General features: G+C 43.4%; 1 pseudogene. It reads left to right on the top strand.

The features are described 5' to 3' along the window. A pseudogene (locus ACFO3O_RS22525) lies at positions 1-1,166 on the top strand (T9SS type B sorting domain-containing protein); the annotation flags it as partial.

The raw sequence follows: 1,166 nt of genomic DNA, 5'->3' as shown, positions 1-1,166 counted from the left end.
TTCTTTGTCGCAGAAAATACCATTACAGGATGTTTCAAGCTCTACAGTTTTGAACTTTTGGTCTTCCCGAAGCCTGATCTTCCATTAGAAATTGAGGATTTACGAGCGTGTGATGCTGATGCTGATGGTTTTGCTAGTTTTAATTTGATCTCGCAAGAAGGGGCTATTTTAGCAGATATTACTCCTCCTTTAGATCCAGATGATTTTACAGTGACTTACCACAACACCGCGATGGATGCGATGGATGGTACAGCGGCTATTGTCACCCCAGATATGTATGTGAACCAGGTGGCTAATACCACAGAGACGATTTTTGTGCGTGTAGAGACTGATGATGGGACACCTAATACCTGTCCTTCCTTTATTGAGTTTGATATTGAGGTGGTACCACCACCAGTGATTAATCCAAATGGAGTGGATTTAAACCTGATGGTATGTAATGATGATGATGATCCGTTGGGAACGGTCGTGTTTGATTTAACGGTTTTAGAAGCTGAAATCACAGGCGGAGATGATCTGGTTGATGTGACGTATTATGCCTCACTGGCAGATCTAGTGAGTGATACACCTATCACCACCCCACAGGCATATACCAATGTGACTAATCCACAGACAATTCATATTGTGGTTGCTCCTTTTGATCTTCCAGAGTGTTCTACCCAAGGGCTTTTTGATATTGAAGTATTACCGCTTCCAAGTCCAGTGACTCCTGCTGCTGTTGCACTTTGTGATGATGATCTTGATGGCGATGATGCTAATGGAATTGTGGAGTTTGATCTTACGGCTACCGTAGCTACCATTGCTGGAGGGGAGACTGTAAACATCAGTATTTTTGATGATTTAACCTTGGCGGAAGAAACCCCATTTGACCCTGCTAATATTGTAACGACCACAGGTGGGGGTGGAGAGATTTTATATACCAATACCACACCAGGAGGACAAACCCTCTATGCACGTGTGGAGAGTACGGTAAGTATTGTCAATGGCGAAGCTTGTTTTGTGATTGTGCCTTTTGATGTGGTGGTGAATCCATTACCGATTGTAGCACAAGATACTCCGTTTGATTATACCTTCTGTGAGGAGTTTGATGGAGATGATACCACAGGAGAGGTGAATTTAGCAACCCTAGCGGATGATGCTGGATTCTTAGTAGCGCCACAAAACAC

Origin of the sequence: Dokdonia ponticola (assembly GCF_042653865.1) — a bacterium.
In the GTDB taxonomy this organism is placed as follows: Bacteria; Bacteroidota; Bacteroidia; order Flavobacteriales; family Flavobacteriaceae; genus Dokdonia; species Dokdonia ponticola.
This window is presented reverse-complemented; position numbering and strand designations above follow the sequence as displayed.